Source organism: Acinetobacter sp. CIP 102129, from assembly GCF_000368305.1.
GTDB classification, from domain to species: Bacteria; Pseudomonadota; Gammaproteobacteria; order Pseudomonadales; family Moraxellaceae; genus Acinetobacter; species Acinetobacter parvus.
This window is the reverse complement of sequence record NZ_KB849340.1, coordinates 103,396-118,971: the sequence shown is the minus strand read 5'-3', so window position 1 is coordinate 118,971 and position 15,576 is coordinate 103,396. Positions and strand designations below refer to the sequence as shown.

General features: G+C 34.3%; 11 protein-coding genes and 1 pseudogene. 11 read left to right on the top strand and 1 reads right to left on the bottom strand.

All coding sequences use genetic code 11. The features are described from left to right. The first annotated feature begins 1 nt into the window (after position 1). The 11 genes and pseudogenes from glmS to F973_RS04635 all read left to right on the top strand — a co-directional run bounded on the left by glmS (position 2) and on the right by F973_RS04635 (position 15,309). Positions 2-1,840, top strand: a complete 1,839-nt coding sequence (gene glmS / locus F973_RS04690; RefSeq protein ID WP_004760357.1) for a glutamine--fructose-6-phosphate transaminase (isomerizing) — start codon at positions 2-4, stop codon at positions 1,838-1,840. 152 nt (positions 1,841-1,992) lie between these two features. Next, positions 1,993-2,823 (top strand): heteromeric transposase endonuclease subunit TnsA, encoded by an 831-nt coding sequence (locus F973_RS04685; RefSeq protein ID WP_004760356.1) that lies wholly within the window; start codon positions 1,993-1,995, stop codon positions 2,821-2,823. Then, a pseudogene (locus F973_RS04675) lies at positions 2,810-4,898 on the top strand (transposase). Before F973_RS04685 ends, F973_RS04675 begins: the two are co-directional and overlap by 14 nt. Next, positions 4,899-6,545, top strand: coding sequence for an AAA family ATPase (locus F973_RS04670; protein WP_004683630.1), 1,647 nt, complete (start codon positions 4,899-4,901; stop codon positions 6,543-6,545). Positions 6,546-6,558: 13 nt separating this feature from the next. Continuing rightward, positions 6,559-8,082, top strand: a complete 1,524-nt coding sequence (locus tag F973_RS04665) for a TnsD family Tn7-like transposition protein (RefSeq protein ID WP_004683632.1) — start codon at positions 6,559-6,561, stop codon at positions 8,080-8,082. Next, complete coding sequence (locus tag F973_RS04660) at positions 8,075-9,691, top strand: Tn7-like element transposition protein TnsE (RefSeq protein WP_004760352.1); 1,617 nt, start codon at positions 8,075-8,077, stop codon at positions 9,689-9,691. Before F973_RS04665 ends, F973_RS04660 begins: the two co-directional genes overlap by 8 nt. A 117-nt stretch (positions 9,692-9,808) precedes the next feature. Then, positions 9,809-11,224, top strand: a complete 1,416-nt coding sequence (locus F973_RS04655) for a DNA adenine methylase (protein ID WP_004760350.1) — start codon at positions 9,809-9,811, stop codon at positions 11,222-11,224. 4 nt (positions 11,225-11,228) lie between these two features. Next, the gene (locus F973_RS04650; RefSeq protein ID WP_004760349.1) at positions 11,229-12,221 is read left to right on the top strand and encodes a phosphoribosyltransferase-like protein; all 993 of its coding nucleotides are present in this window, start codon (positions 11,229-11,231) and stop codon (positions 12,219-12,221) included. 2 nt (positions 12,222-12,223) lie between these two features. Next, a complete protein-coding gene (locus F973_RS14515; protein WP_004760348.1) occupies positions 12,224-12,484 on the top strand; it encodes an ORC-CDC6 family AAA ATPase in 261 nt (86 codons plus the stop codon). Between the two features lie 147 nt (positions 12,485-12,631). Further along, entirely contained in the window at positions 12,632-14,338 is a 1,707-nt protein-coding gene (locus F973_RS04640) for an ORC-CDC6 family AAA ATPase (protein ID WP_004760346.1), read from the top strand. A gap of 11 nt (positions 14,339-14,349) precedes the next feature. Then, positions 14,350-15,309 carry a hypothetical protein gene (locus F973_RS04635; RefSeq protein WP_004760344.1) on the top strand — a complete coding sequence of 320 codons (960 nt, stop codon included), beginning with the start codon at positions 14,350-14,352 and terminating at the stop codon, positions 15,307-15,309. Here the strand turns inward: F973_RS04635 and F973_RS04630 are convergent. Further along, positions 15,306-15,524, bottom strand: a complete 219-nt coding sequence (locus tag F973_RS04630; protein ID WP_004760343.1) for a helix-turn-helix domain-containing protein — start codon at positions 15,522-15,524, stop codon at positions 15,306-15,308. The genes F973_RS04635 and F973_RS04630 overlap by 4 nt on opposite strands. Positions 15,525-15,576 lie beyond the last annotated feature (52 nt).

Here is a 15,576-nt window from a genome sequence, read left to right as displayed (position 1 = left end):
TATGTGTGGTATTGTTGGTGGCGTTGCAGAACGATGTGTAACTGATATTCTGATTGAAGGATTAAAACGTCTTGAATATCGCGGTTATGACTCTGCGGGTTTAGCGTTATTGAATAATCAACAAATCTTACGCGAACGTCGTGTAGGTAAAGTTGCAAATTTAGCTGAAGCAGTATCTGAACAGCATTTGACTGGTCATGTGGGTATTGCACATACCCGTTGGGCAACCCATGGTAAACCAACTGAAAATAACGCTCATCCACATGTTTCAGGTGATGTGGCGGTTGTACACAATGGTATTATTGAAAATTATCAGGAACTCAAAGAAGAATTACAGGCTTTGGGCTATATCTTTACGTCCCAGACCGATACCGAAGTGGTTGCACATTTAGTGCATGATGCACTTAAGCAAACCGATAGTTTACTTGAAGCCGTACAGAATATTGTTCCTCGCCTTAAGGGTGCCTATGCACTGGGGATTATTCATACGGGTCATACCGATGAGCTGATCACTGTACGGGAAGGTTCCCCTCTGGTGATCGGAGTCGGGATTGGTGAAAACTTTATTAGTTCTGATCAATTGGCTTTATTGCCTGTAACCAATCGTTTTGTTTATCTGGAAGAAGGCGACATTGCGCGTTTAACCCGTACCAGTATTGAAGTGTTTGTCAATGGTGAACTGGTCGAACGTCCTGTCAAAGAACTGGATGCCACGATTAGCAATGCGTCTAAAGGTGAATATAAGCATTATATGCTCAAGGAAATCTATGAGCAGCCAGAAGCAATTCAACAAACGATTTCCCAGGCATTGAATGGTAATACGTTACGTGACGATTTCCTTAATCATGCCAATGCGGATTTTGACAAAATTCAGCAAGTCCAGATTATTGCCTGTGGCACCAGTTATCATGCGGGCATGATTGCCAAGTACTGGTTTGAACAGTTGATCGGTGTACCTTGCCAGGTCGAGATCGCCAGTGAATTCCGTTACCGCACGCCAGTGATTGTGGCCAATACACTGTATATCTGTATTTCCCAGTCTGGTGAGACAGCGGATACGCTGGCAGCGTTACGTGAAACACAAAAACGCGCCAAGGTACAAAACCTTGACATCACCACCATGACAATCTGTAACGTTGCCACCTCATCGATGGTGCGCGAAACCAATCATCATTTATTGACACTGGCTGGTCCTGAAATCGGGGTTGCTTCAACAAAAGCATTTACCACACAGCTTGCCGCATTAATGTTGCTCATTCTCAAAATTGGTCAAGTCAAACAGCAGCTTGCGACAGATCAGTTGAATGAGATTGTGGAAGCATTATGGCATTGTCCAAAAGTGATTCTGGATACTTTGCAGCATAATACTGAGATTTTGCGTCTCTCGACCCTCTTTGTTGAGAAAAACCATTGCCTTTTCCTGGGACGTGGCACACATTTCCCAATCGCGCTGGAAGGTGCATTGAAATTGAAAGAAATTTCATATATTCATGCCGAAGGTTATGCAGCAGGCGAACTGAAACATGGCCCATTGGCTCTAGTCGATAATGAAATGCCTGTGGTGATCCTAGCTCCTCAGGATGAGATGTTGGATAAACTCAAGTCGAACATGGAAGAAGTTCAGGCTCGTGGCGGTGAGCTGTTTGTATTTGCTGACCAAGACAGTGGTATTCACGGTAAAGATCGTCAGCATGTGGTTCACATTCCATCTGTCAATGAATGGCTGGCGCCAATTGTTTACAGTATTCCTGTACAGCTGCTTTCCTACCATGTTGCGGTATTACGCGGAACTGATGTCGATCAGCCACGTAATTTAGCGAAGAGTGTGACTGTAGAGTAAAATGATAAAGTTGTATGAGAGTAATTGTATGAGAGTAATAAAGTTTCATACTAAGTAATAAAGTCTCATACTGAGTAATAAAGTGTAATACCGAATTGCTCAAAAAATCCACACAAGCTATGCTCTAAACAGCATGATGTGTGGATTTTTTTATGGCCAACTTTAAGAACACACAAAATCATGAACTCAAAATTCAAAAATGGATTAAAGAAGGACGAGGACAGGGTTTTGGAAATAACTATAAGCCTTGGCTCACAATTCGAGATGTGAGTTCAGAAGGTCGATCTCACCGAGTTTTTGGTCATAAAAGCCAAAGAACTCATCACCTTCTCTCTGATCTAGAACTTTCTACTTTTCTATTACTAGAATGGCATTCAACGACTATCGATATTCGAGAACAATATCCCTTAGACCTCGAACAAACTCTAGAAATTGCGAAGACAATTGGAATCCCTCACCCTAGATTTGGGAAACACTATCAAATCATGACAAGCGATTTTTTAGTGGATACACATAATTCAATAACACCTAAGTTTGTAGTCCAAGTTAAATATTCAAATGCTCTCAATGACCCACGCACAATAGAAAAAATAGAAATTGAACGACAATATTGGAAACAGCAAAACATACCTTTTTATATTTTTACCGAGTATCAAGTTCCTAAAACTGTCAGCCAGAACATTCAATGGTTATACAGTTCAATAAATACTATGGAACTGAGTGAACAAGATACGCTAGATAAACTTAACTTTTATGCAGATATTTTTATTAAAAATAAATCTAAAAAGATTAATGAATTAGCGAGAACTGTTGATCAAAAATATCATTTTGAGTTAGGACAATCTTTAAGAGAAATTAGAGACTTGCTGGCTCAGCGGTATTTCATATTTGATCTTAATATTTCTTTTAAGGATTTGAATACAGATCATATTCAATTGGGCGAGCTTAATATTTGGAATGAGGTACTTCATGCTGAAAATTAATGAAGTATTAAGTTTTGAAAGCTCTTTATTTAGGATTTTAACTATCCTACCTGACTCTGTGATTTGGATTAATCTTGACTTGGAAAATGCTTTTCCAATTGAAGTTAGTAGAACAGAAATCTTAAAAGGTTTGGAAGATGGCAATATTAAAAGAGCAATAGACCCACATGAGCCACTTGCTTTCATTCAGCCGAAGAAGGAATCAATACAAGAAATAAAACGTGACCAAAATTATGCTCTTATTTACCCTCTAATTTCTCATGAGTTATTTTATATTCCAGCTCAAAAGAGGAAAAATAATTAGGGAAATCATGGATAAACATGACGTCACCAAACCAACTATTTATCGCTTAGCTCGCAGATATTGGCAAAGAGGACAAACTCCTAATGCATTACTTCCTGATTACAAAAATAGTGGAGCTAAGGGTCAAAAAAGAACAGCTAAAGACAAAAAATTAGGTCGACCTCGTATCTATAATAGTGAACAAGGCATTAATGTTAATGAAGATATTGAAAAGCTTTTCTATCGCACCATTAAATTATTCTTTTTAAAAGACAACAAACATTCACTCCCATTTGTATATCGAAAATTTCAAACCACTTATAAAAATCTATATCCCGATATAGCAGAATCAGATATTCCAACAATATGGCAGTTTAAGTATTACTACGAAAAAGAATTCAAAAAAATTGAAAGCGTAAAAGCTCGTATTGGTACATCCAACTACCGCAAAGACTATCGTCCTTTGCAATCAACATCTAACGCTCAAGCCTTAGGCCCTGGTGCACGTTATGAAATTGATGCCACGATCGCTGATATTTATCTTGTTTCAAATTCAAATCCAGAAAGTATCGTTGGTAGACCCACCATTTACTTTGTGATTGACGTCTTCAGTAGATTAGTCGCAGGCTTTTATATCGGTTTTGAATCACCTTCATATTTAGCTGCTATACAAGCATTGAATATAGCGATGACCAACAAGGTTAAGTATTGTGCTGAGTATGGGATCTCAATTCAGCCAGAAGATTGGCCAGCAGTTGGTTTACCCGATGCTTTACTCGCGGATCGAGGAGAACTATTAGGCTATCAAATTGAAGCATTAGAAAAAACTTTCGCTGTAAGACTTGAAAATGCACCAGCTAGACGTGGCGATGCTAAAGGCATAGTAGAACAAGCTTTCAATACCTATCAGGCTTATTTTAAAAAAGAAGGTAAAGGAAAAGGTGTTGTTGAAGGCACTACTGTAAAAAAAACTGGTGGTAATGATTACCGTCAAGATGCCACATTAAATATTCACCAATTTACTGAAATCATTCTTGCTTGCATCATCTCGCATAATCAATTTCATGTGCTAAAGACGTATGATCGTGAGCCAGACATGCCTAATGACTTACCAACCATTCCCTTACATTTATGGAATTGGGGTATTCAAAACAGAACTGGAAAATTGAGGAGTGTTCCAGAGGAAGCACTAAGAATTGCATTATTGCCACGTACTAAAATCACAATATCAGACTTAGGCATCAAAGCATTTGGTCTTTACTACCTAGCCAAAGAAGTACTCGATCTTGGTTGGTTACACCGTAAGACAGAAAGTTCTCGTCCTCAAAACCTTGAAGCTGCATATGATCCTTGCTCAATGAATAAAATTTATATTTTTCCAAAAGATAATAGTCTTGAATATTGGATAGGGTCTCTCTCCGATCGATCGAGAGAATTTATGGATTGTACTTTGTGGGAAGTTAAAGAAAGGCAAAAAGCCCAAAAAGAGCACCTTGCACAGCACGAACTAGAGGCTTCGAAAAAACGAAGAGAGCTTGAAGCTTTTATCAGTGAAAAACTTAAAACTAAGCATCCGAAGAGTCCAATTAAATCATCTCAGCGAATCGCTGAAATAACTGAAAATAAAGCAAAAGAAAAAAATAGTGAACGCAAAGCTAAGGTAAAACAGCAAGGAATAATGGATACAAATATTATTCCAATGCCTAAACTGAAAACCTCAATTAAGCCTCAAGATGCTGAAGCAGTTCATTATCCAGACTTAACAGACGAATTATTTGGTGAGGATGACTAAATGACTTTGCCATTAAATTTTATTCAAGCACGTTACACGTCTAGTTTTGGTGAATATAAAGACAATCCATTTATTGAAGCCCTACCACCAATCATGCAGGAAATTGCAGATATCAAAGCTAATCTGATTGGTAAAGTTGATTTTAACCCTGAGGATATTCTGAGATCTAAGAACGAAAGAATTCATCTTTCGTCTCAACTTCTTCATCAATTTTTTCAACCGATTACTCGGCATATTTCATTAGAACAAAAAATTGCAATATTAATTCGTCAAGGCTATGTCGGGCGCAATATTGCTGATGGGAAATTACACCAGCATTTGCAAAATGGTTATGAACGTATTATGTCGGGAGATATTAATGCCTTTCGTTTTGATGCACCAAAATCTACAGCTTTAAGCTATTCATTGATCGGTTGTTCAGGAAGTGGCAAAAGCACAACCCTACAGCGAATTCTAAACCTTTATCCTCAAGTTATTTATCATGAAAAATATAACTTCACTCAACTCGTTTATCTCAAAATAGACTGCCCTCATGATGGCTCATTAAAAAATCTATGTTTGCATTTCTTTAAGGCGATTGATGTTGCATTAGGAACAGATTTTGAAAGAAAAGTAGCCTTAAAAAGATTAGGAATCGAAGCTCTACTCAACTATATGCGTCAAATTACCAACACCTACGCTATTGGTGTTCTTGTCATTGATGAAATCCAACACCTGAGTGTTAAAAATTCAGGTGGTGCTGAAAAAATGCTGAACTTCTTTGTCACCTTAATCAATGTTGTAGGTTTGCCAGTGGTTATGGTCGGCACACCTAAAGCTAAGTTTATATTTGATGGTGATTTGCGTTCAGCGCGTCGTGGGGCTGGTTTCGGGGCTGTTATATGGGAACCTATGAAGAACAATCCCCCATTATCAAATACTGCGACTAGAACAGAATGGATGGCTTTCACCAATGCCCTTTGGAAATATCAATGGCTAACGAATAAAGAACAACTGAGTGACGAAATTCGAGACTGCTGGTATGAACTGTCTCAAGGCGTACTGGATATTGTCGTCAAACTTTTTGTTTTGGCTCAGTGTCGAGCGATCATGACAGGATTAGAAAGAATAACGCCAAATTTGCTTAGACAAGTCTATGAGGATGAACTCAAATTTGTCCATCCAATGATAGAAGCACTCAAGTCTGGAGATCCTAATCGCATCGCACTCTATTCTGACTTAACTATTCCATATGTGGACAAAACTTTACTTCTACTTCAGAAAAAAATAGAGGAAGAACAAGAAAAAGTTGAACAATATAATGGAAATGTACATGCACAAAGATTGCATAATCTACTGATTGCCACTGGATATCCAGAATCTAAAGTAATTTCTGTAATAAAAAAAGCCTTTATCGATTTTCCTCATCTCAATATGCAAGAACTCATGCCTATCGTTTCGAATTGGCTCACTGAAGTTGAGGCGGATAAAGAAATCAAACCTGAAACAACGAATCTGAGAAAAATAAAACAGAGCGAATGGATAACCTTACCGTCAGATGATTTAAGGTTTAAGTTTTCGCAAAAGCAAAAATCACAAAATTTTTATGACGTTCTTCAATCAAGTGAGTTGATTTTTGATACGCAAACTTGGATACAATCAATGTAATAGTAGAATTGTCATGTTGAACTTTCCTACACCATATCCCAATGAGTTAATTTACAGCACGATAGCACGAGCTGGAATTCACCATGCTATTACAAGTCCAAAACAATTACTTGAAGAAGTGTTTGCTAATCGTAAGGTTATTGCCACGATTGATTTACCTAGCCATCTAAGATGCCTTTTAAAGCATTTACCACCACACTACACGCTTGAAAATCTTGCTTATAAACATACGCTTTTTCCCATCCACGCTTTATTTTCTCCAGAAAACACACGTTTAAAATGCCTTCAATGGATGAGGAATCAATCAAAAGGTTCTATTCATTTAACATTAGGAGTGGCGGCATCCAAAGTTAAGCAGATATCAACACATCGATATTGTCGACATTGCTTAGAAGAGCAATATGATCAATATGGAGAATTTTTTTGGTCAAGACTTTGGTACATTCAAGGCGCAAATTGCTGTAGCAAACATAAGGTTAAATTGTCAGAATTTTTGCAACCAGTCCATTTGAATGGACGACATCAATTTATTCCTGCAAGTTCTATTCTGAATCACAAGCAATCTCATAACCCTGCTCACGAATTAGATCTAATCGTGAGTAGGCATGTTGATGAACTGTTAAACCTTCCTCCATCAACATCTCCTACGTTTCATCAATGGAGTCAATTTTATCAACTTATTGCAAAGCGATTAGGTTTCAACAAAGGTTCTAGTCATATTGATCATTCAAAAATTTATTCAGCAGTTATAAAAACATGGGATCTAAAATGGCTACAGGAACATCACCTAGATAAACTGAAATCTGAAACAAGTTGGCTTAAAGCTATCTTTAGAAAGCATCGTAAGTCATTCAGTTATCTTGAACATATTATCGTCTTAGAGACGTTTTTCACTAAAAACTGGACATGGACTGCCATTCTAAGTGAAATCCATCAGTTACCTTCTAATCCCTTTAAGCTTGATACATCAATTCTAAAAAATAAGTATAAAGACATATTGATGCTCAAAGAAAAACGTAATGAATGGATGTCTTTGATTCAAAATTATGGAATAAAGCCATCTAGAGTCAAAAATGCCGCCTTATACGCATGGCTTTATCGCAATGATAAAATGTGGTTGTTAAATAAAAATAGAAAATTTCACGTTTTACCGACACTAGGCCGTAAGAAGATCAATTGGCCTCTGAGAGATTGGCAAATGGTGAGGCGATTATTCAAAATATTTTATCAATCATTGAATGATTTGAATTTGCCTAGGCAATCTAGAAACTGGTATCTCAGGCAACTACCGCAACACTCCACCGTAGAGAAAAACCTATATCAGCTGCCCTTAACACATAAATTTCTGAACACGTTTTCAGAAGATATTAGTAGTTATCAAATCCGAAGAATCACTCGAACAATTATTCAATTTAAAAAAATGAATCAACACCCAGCGAATTGGCAATTATTACGACATTCAGGATTAAGTGAAGAACGATTAACAGATGAAGCCCTCAAATTCCTAAATCAAATGAAAAGGATGAATCATGGCTAAAATAAGTCACATCGCTAAGAATATGAAAATAAAAAAGATTGGCTCTTTGTTTAAAAAACATAATTCAGGCAGTTGGGCAATAAATCTAGCTTTGGAAAATGAAAATAAAGTAACTGAGACAACTTACACTAACTTTTCTAATGCAAAGTTATTAAGAAAAAATAGTCACATCAACCCTACACAAGAATACCCTAAAGGCTATAATTTACGCTTTAAAATTAGTTCAACACAAGATTGGCTATCCTCTGTCTATGATTCAAACCTACCTAAAGGAAAGTTTATAGAGCATTATTTCTTGTTTGATGCTGTTCGAGTCGATCAGTTTGGGCAGCCAATGTCCGAAACAATCAAAGTTCGACTTCCACAATTTGAACTGGCTAGATCGCTCTTTTTCTATACTCCATATCTTGCAAGATCAGCAGTTTTAGAAAATAGTCTAAGTATTGATTTTGATATTGTTTCAAACCCAGATCACTACCTCATCAATATTTTGCCTGCTTGCTCCTATCCTACCTCTCATTTCAACGATGCTGGCATACGACGAATCTTATCTTGGATTCTACTTGATAGTGATATTAGGAAATCTTTCGAAAGTATCAGCCAATTTTTCACCCAATATGGCTATGATTTTGATCAATATCGTATCTGGAATTTTTGTTTTAACCCACCTCAACTTGATGGCGTAATCTTTGACACCTATGGTTACTACAGAGCAGAAACTTCTGAGTTCTTTGTAAATGAAATTTCAGGATTTCAAAAAATCTCAAGCCATATCTCAAAAGAGGTTGAGTTCTATAGCGATAAATTCATAGAGTCAAAATCAGGTGGTAAAACTGAAAGCTCTTCAGGCATTAAAAATAATGGGAAAGAACCGACAATTAAAGATGACGAAGAAGGTAGTAACGATGATGTGCAAATTATTGATGTAGTTCCTACTAGTTTTGAGTTTCTTGAAGCAATTGAGACAAGGAAAGCATCAAAAAAATCTCGCCATAGAAATTACGGTACAAAAGATCAAGACCTACCATCTGCTAATGAATCATCAGGTGTTAGTACTAACGAGCCAGTTTCTGAAGGCTCTGTTCCCTCTGCTGAATTTAACGGTGCAGAAGATGAGACTGAAGACCTTCACCTGTATCTTGATCGATTCTCTGCATTTCAACAAATGATTGATTTGTTTTGCAAAGAGAACCCTATCAAGAATTTCAGCTTTCAATTACACAAACTACCAAACATTCAAGGTCATTCCAAACATGTAAAAACCGATGGCAATCCTAGATGTGTAGCCGAAGTGAGTTTCCAGCTTAATAATCAAAATATTGTGATCTTAGAGGTAGATACATCTGACAATAAAAAACCGCTTTCGACTCGTGTTCTATTCATTAAAGATACAAATCAGTGGAATACTAGTGATAGAGCTAAAGTACTGGAACTTGTAGTCACTCAATGTTTAAGGTGGCCAAAAGGAATTTTTAAAAATATTTGCTATAAAAATAGTACATTAAACCATCCTAGAATGGATAGTAAACGTCAGGAAATCTCAGAATCTGAATTAAACAACTGGTCAAGCAGACTCTGTACTATCTTTATCAATAAAAATAAAAACTGACATTTCACAGGTATAGCTAATCTTAATTAAGATTAGCTTGCCCAAATATGTTTAATAATTTAAGCTGCTCTTCATTATGCTAGATTTCTTTAAAATTCATGGAGTTCAATCTTTTAAATGGGTGAGTTGAATATCAATAGATACATGACTGCTGATGAATATGAAATAGATATTCTTCAAGACTCTCCCCCGAAGGATGAGTACGTCCAAAGAATTTTAGATAAAATGATTTTTGAGTATTCTATTACTGGAACTCCAATCAATGTCGATTTTAGAAAACTTGTGTATTGGTTAAAAGCTGGGGATCAGTTAACACATCAAATTCACCCATACCCCGCAAAGTTGCTTCCCCACATAATTAATTTCTTCTTAAAAGCTCATAGTAATTTTAAGAATAAAATTGTATTAGATCCATTTTGTGGCTCAGGTACAGTAGCTTTAGAATCATCCATGCAGGGTTTCTTACCCTTGGTAGCTGATGCAAATCCTTTTGCCTTATTAATTGCAAAGGTAAAAACAACATCTTATTCGATTGATAAGCTAATAAAAATTAAAGAAAAAGTTCTAGTCAAAGCTAAAAGATACCAAAAAGCCACTGCAGTTGATGTGGTGAATTCACATCTGTGGTATTTACCTGAACATAAAAGCAAATTAGAAATTATTTTAAGAGCTATTAATGAAATTGATGAAATCGATGAAAAGGACTTTTTTAAAGTCTGTTTTTCATCTTTGGCAAAAAAAATTAGCTATGCAGATCCAGCCATTAGTGTTCCTGTTCGTTTAAAAACCAAAGAAAAATTTTCAGAAGCTACGAATCAGCGAATTCAGAAGCGATTAGACTGGATACAAAATCTTAATGTCATAGAGGAATTCAAAAGTATTGTAGATGCAAATATCGAACGTATTAGACAGACTAACGCTCAATTTCCAAAAAGAATTAGTGCGTTAAAGGTTGGGATAGATGCAAGGGATATTTTTAAAGATTTTGATCTGACTACGAAGATGCCAGATAATTCAGTACCACTAATTATTACTTCTCCACCATATGGCAGTGCACAAAAATATATACGATCTACTAGTCTTTCATTGAATTGGTTAGGCTTTGTTCCACCAAAAGGATTAAGATCTTTAGAAGAAAAATCTATAGGTAGAGAACATTTAATAACGGAACTATTATGTTTAAAGGCAGGCGATTTACCAAAAAAATATACTCATCTTATTGAGAAAATAGCCAAAACCAACATAAGTAGAGCCAGAATAACTCAGAAATATCTTATTGAGATGGAACAAGTAGCACAGGAACTTTCTCGTATCCTAGCCCCTAAAGGACGTATCATCTTCGTGTTAGGAAACAATCAGGTATGTGGTGAGACTCTAAGAAATGATGAGTTTATGACTTATTGCTTTAAAAAATATGGGTTACGATTGAAACTGGTTCTTATTGATGATATTAAATCTAGAGGGCTAATGACAAAGCGTAATCGAACAGCGTCAATAATATCTCGTGAAACCGTTTTAGTATTTGAAAAGTAAAAGTATGAATGACTTTTTTTCCAGTGTGGATTATATAGAAATAGAATCTAAGTTAAAAATTTTAGCTTCAGATATATGGGATAATGCAATAAAAATGCCAGAGATTGAAGAGTGGCTATCTCAATTTACTGGCCAAATACTGAGTGAACAAGAAGAAAAATTATATATGACTTTAGCACTTTCAAAGTTTATATTTTTCAGTCAACGTATGATTAGAGAAATGCTAATATCTCTATATCGGGATTACTTTCGGACACCTATTATTCATGAACTACGTAAAAAAAATAACCACACCACTAATTTTGAACTTTTAAATAATTTATTTGAAGAAGAATTAAAATTATCACGTTTCATCAGTGTAGGTAATCCTGCCGAAAGTGGAGCTCATTTATTATATATTTTCAGACAAGTTAATGATTTAAAAAAATTTCTATTTAGAGATCTTTATCATGCATTTAAAGCTGAATCAGATGAAAATGGTAAAATTAAATGGATTGCTAGAGACATTAATATTAAAAGATATGTTTTTTTTGATGATTTTGTAGGAGGGGGAACCCAAATAACAGGCTATTTAAAAGATACTCTTGCAAATATTAGAGAAAATAATCCACATATACAAATTAGTTTTATGTCAATATTTTCTACGAGTCAAGGCCTAGAAGTTCTTAATGATCATAATGTTTTTAATGGAAATGCGGTTTGCCTTTTTGAACTTGATGAGAGTTATAAGAGTTGTACTACTGGAGCTAGATATTTCAAAAAAGTTGACTGGTTTAATATGGAAAATTTTAAAAAAATAATTGAACATTATGGTTCACCTCTTTATTCAAATCCATTCGGTCATAGTGATTGTGAGCTATTAATTGGATTTTCTCACAATACCCCTAATAATACTTTACCAGTTTTTTGGAAAGATGGTTATATACCAGAAACGAGTAATTCTTGGTTTCCTATTTTCAAAAGATTTGAAAAAAATTATGGCTCTGTGAGATCATAAACATGATAAATTCGAATCCATTCTCATTTGCAAAAGCATCAGATTACTCTGACGAAGAAATTAATAAACTTTGGATCGATATTAGTGAAAATTTTGTTGAAGCAGTTATCGAACCAACTTTAAGAAAGTCTAAATTTATTTTAGGTGGTAAAGGAACAGGTAAAACACACTTACTTCGTCATTATTCTTATAATGCAACGAAATTAAGAAGTTCAAATTTAACTGGCTTAGATATTAGACCTCTTGCGTTAGTCAAAATTTAATCAGTGATAAGCGTTGATTTTTAAATAAATATCAACATCTAAAATAGTCATTAAAGATACTTTCGCAAGAGGTCTATTGTAAATCAACATCAGTCACTAGGTGTTTTCTTAAGAGCAAATGCATTAGATGCTAGCCGTTTTATTTGCTTGAATGATATCGATATCTCAAAATGGCAACAACTGTTTGGCGTTCATCTAGAACTGAAATTAGCCGAAGATTTATTCTCGATATTAATCGATATAGAAAAAACCACACCTAATGTTAAGTTTAATAATCATGATTTTATTAAACTCTTATCCACTTATGTTCTTAATGAAAATGAATTTTCTAATCTTGTTGATCTAATTTCTGTTAAAAATTGGATTCACCAACAATTAAAAAAAATTGATAATGCAATTAATGCCTATGCATTTACTAAATCCTTAGACATAATTCCACCATTTTCACTAGGTACTTTCTCTATAAAAATTAAGAATGCAATAGATATTTGGCATCCTTCATTTAAAAATATACCACTCCTTTACTTAATTGATGAAATAGAAAATTTTTATACTGAAAGCCAACAAGAGATCATTAATACCTTAATTAGATATAGTTCTGGTAGTGTAACTTTTAGAATAAGTGGTAGGCTTTATGCTCTTAAAACATATAGTACTATTGGGAATGGCGAAGAAAATAGAGAAGATGTTGAGTTCAAAAAAACCTATTTAGATGATATTCTTCAAGAGGTTTCAAATTATAAAGACTTTGCCTATTCTTTTGTTAAAGAACGCTTAGTTTATGAAAAAATCATTGACAGCAACAGTTTCAACTTATCTAAATGTTTTGAAAATGTTAATAAAAATAATCATTATAAAGAATTTATTGATTATTTAAACTTTAACAATGGAAAAGATTTTAAGTTTATTAATGGATTTATTGAAACCCTCAAAGAAATACCCAACATTATTGAACCTAACGATATTGAAGAACTATTAAACATTTTAACCAGAGATTTTTCAATAATTTTAAAAAAACACAATATTCTTAGGTTTGCAAAAGAATATAAAAGTGATGAATCTTATTTAGCTACAGCTAATAAAATTAGAAATGATTGTACTCTCTTTATTCAAGACCCCAAAGATCCTAGTATTAAGTCTTATAGAGATTCATATTCTAGTTGGAGAAAAGATTTAATTGCTCAATTAAATAAAGAATCTTCCAAACCCATGATTTATGCTGGACTGGATACATTTATTGAAATGTCATCTGGCAACCCTCGTAACTTACTAAGTATTTTAGGTGCAGCATATGATTTGGCGAGGTTTAAAAATATAGATTTTATCAATGGAAAACCATTATCTATAGAAGACCAAAGTAAAGCTGTTTTAGATTCAGCGAGATTTATATTTGAACAAGATTCAAATTTTGGCAGACCTTCAGATCTTGCTAGAGATGCTGTAAAAAATTTATGTGAATTACTACGTGTAGCTAGATTTGCTTTAAACATTCCAGAAGTTTCCCCACTACTAATTAGTTTTTCAGATGAAGGATTAACAAAGCAATCTAAAGAAACTTTGCAAAGTGCACTAAATTATTCATTTATATTTGAAATAAAAAATGGCCGACCAAATAGAAATAATTTAAAAATTAATCGAAAATTTTCTCTCAATCCAATGATTTCACCTATATATGGTCTTCCAATTAGTAAACGTGGTGATATTGGACTACCACCAAACTTAGTAAATGCTATTTTTGATTTTAATCGGGCTAAGGAATTTGAAGCTTTATTAAAAAATTATAATATCAAATGGAATCAACCATTTACTAGAGATGAATCATCTTTGGCACATAACGATCTTTTTAATTTTTAAGTTTAATACATATGATTGATTATTCTATTTTTTATACTCGCCCAATTGAATATACAAAAATTTCAGAGAACCTTCCTAATTTTGATATTTTTATTTCTGCTTTTAATGATAGTGAAAGAGTCAAAACATTATTTGAGTCTATAACTTCTACTAAAAAATTTTGGCTAGTCCATCCAGAATATCATTTTAGTAATGAAGAAATACCTAGCGCAGAAGTAAATGAAGTAATCATTCCATCTGATATCACTGACATTTCTCAAGTTAATGAATTATTATCTAGAATTGGAGATTTAAGTGATAAAAACATTTGTATCGATATTACTGGTTTTATGCGGCATGTGTTAATATTTTTAGTGGCTTCTTTAAAATATAATGGTGTAGATAAATTCACAGCTATTTATTCTGAACCAAAGTTTTATTCTGATGGAGATAATACGAATTTTAGCACAACAACTTCATCAATTGTTAAATCGATAAGTGGGATTTCTGCTACATCGAACTCTGAATTTAAAGATCATCTAATAATTAATATTGGTTATGACCATAAAATGCTATCACAAATAGCATCTTACAAAGATGGTGCCACTTATCACCCTGTATTCTCATTTCCATCATTAAGCGCTGACATGTATCAACAAAGTTCTATGAGAGCAGCTTTAAGTGGGAGCATTACTCAAAATTCCGATTGGATAACTAAAAGAAAATTTTCTCCTGCTAATAATCCATTTGCTACAGCCCAAGTTATTAGTGACTTGGTTAAAGAGCTAGATCTAAATTTTAATGGAAAAAATAATATCTATTTAGCACCTCTTTCAACAAAAGCTCAAACTTTAGGTTTCGCCATTTATTGGGTGTTAGAGGGCAGAGACAGAGGTATAACTATTTTATTACCAGAATGCTTAAGTTATTCGCGTGAAACTTCTCAAGGATTAAAAAGACTATGGTCTTACGAAGTTGAACTCAAAGTTTAATTTACTGGTAATAAACTTGTAGGTAAAATTTTTAAAGCATCAGCCAACTCATAAATTTTTTCTAAGGTAGGATTAACTTCTCCTCTTTCAATTCGCCCTAAGTAGCTTCGATCCATGTTACAGCGCAATGCCAATTGTTCTTGTGACATGTTTCTTTCTTTTCTGTACTTGCGAACCAATTGACCAAATTGAATAGTAAGTTCTGACATAAACATTCAAATGCTTAAAAAATAGAACTATCACCATTTGAGGATTACATATCCACGG

What these genes read in the sequence shown, in the direction of transcription:
- glmS (WP_004760357.1), top strand. Translation starts at nt 2, where the DNA reads ATGTGTGGTATTGTTGGTGGCGTTGCAGAACGATGTGTAACTGATATT.
- F973_RS04685 (WP_004760356.1), top strand. Translation starts at nt 1,993, where the DNA reads ATGGCCAACTTTAAGAACACACAAAATCATGAACTCAAAATTCAAAAA.
- F973_RS04670 (WP_004683630.1), top strand. Translation starts at nt 4,899, where the DNA reads ATGACTTTGCCATTAAATTTTATTCAAGCACGTTACACGTCTAGTTTT.
- F973_RS04665 (WP_004683632.1), top strand. Translation starts at nt 6,559, where the DNA reads ATGTTGAACTTTCCTACACCATATCCCAATGAGTTAATTTACAGCACG.
- F973_RS04660 (WP_004760352.1), top strand. Translation starts at nt 8,075, where the DNA reads ATGGCTAAAATAAGTCACATCGCTAAGAATATGAAAATAAAAAAGATT.
- F973_RS04655 (WP_004760350.1), top strand. Translation starts at nt 9,809, where the DNA reads ATGGGTGAGTTGAATATCAATAGATACATGACTGCTGATGAATATGAA.
- F973_RS04650 (WP_004760349.1), top strand. Translation starts at nt 11,229, where the DNA reads ATGAATGACTTTTTTTCCAGTGTGGATTATATAGAAATAGAATCTAAG.
- F973_RS14515 (WP_004760348.1), top strand. Translation starts at nt 12,224, where the DNA reads ATGATAAATTCGAATCCATTCTCATTTGCAAAAGCATCAGATTACTCT.
- F973_RS04635 (WP_004760344.1), top strand. Translation starts at nt 14,350, where the DNA reads ATGATTGATTATTCTATTTTTTATACTCGCCCAATTGAATATACAAAA.
- F973_RS04630 (WP_004760343.1), bottom strand. Translation starts at nt 15,524, where the DNA reads ATGTTTATGTCAGAACTTACTATTCAATTTGGTCAATTGGTTCGCAAG.